1 protein-coding gene and 1 tRNA gene are annotated in these 576 nt (G+C 36.6%); one reads left to right on the top strand and one right to left on the bottom strand.

Annotated features, from left to right (window positions below; translation table 11 throughout):
• On the top strand, nucleotides 1–402 hold a 402-nt coding region (locus B0E34_RS02520), incomplete at its 5' end, for a transposase (protein WP_165762939.1).
• Between the two features lie 100 nt (nucleotides 403–502).
• On the opposite strand, the gene B0E34_RS02515 is transcribed toward B0E34_RS02520, so the two are convergent.
• A tRNA-Met gene (locus B0E34_RS02515) sits at nucleotides 503–575 on the bottom strand.
• Nucleotide 576: the final 1 nt, after the last annotated feature.

Here is a 576-nt window from a genome sequence, read left to right as displayed (position 1 = left end):
GCAAGAAGCCGGTATTTACTTTACAAAAGCAGAGAAAAATGGACAGAAAATCAAAGTAAACGAGTAAAGATCCTGTTTAGAGAATATCCCGACTTAGAAAAAATCTACCATTTATCGGATAGTTTAAGAAAAATATACAATCAAAATATAACAAAATCCGTTGCCATGTTGAAGTTGGCTCATTGGTTTAAGGATGTTGAAGAGTCGGGTTTTAAATCATTTTCTACACTAAAGAATACCATTATAAATCATTACAACGATATTCTCAATTATTTTGAAGCAAGAAGCACCAATGCTGCTGCGGAATCTTTTAATGCGAAAATTAAAAACTTCAGACTACAACTTCGAGGGGTAAAAGACAGAACTTTCTTTCTATTCAGATTAACTAAACTTTTTGCATAGCCCCCAAGTTTTGGCTATGATCCGCCATACCGGCATTTACTAATCACAGTTTAAAGAAATAAAAAGAGTATCACAAAAACTGCAATACTCTTTACAATAGTAGCGGGAACCGGACTCGAACCGATGACCTTCGGGTTATGAGCCCGACGAGCTACCTACTGCTCCATCCCGCGG

Source organism: Chryseobacterium mucoviscidosis, from assembly GCF_002177115.1.
GTDB lineage: Bacteria > Bacteroidota > Bacteroidia > Flavobacteriales > Weeksellaceae > Chryseobacterium > Chryseobacterium mucoviscidosis.
Note: the sequence above shows the minus strand (reverse complement) of the source record. Positions and strands in the feature narration are given on the sequence as shown.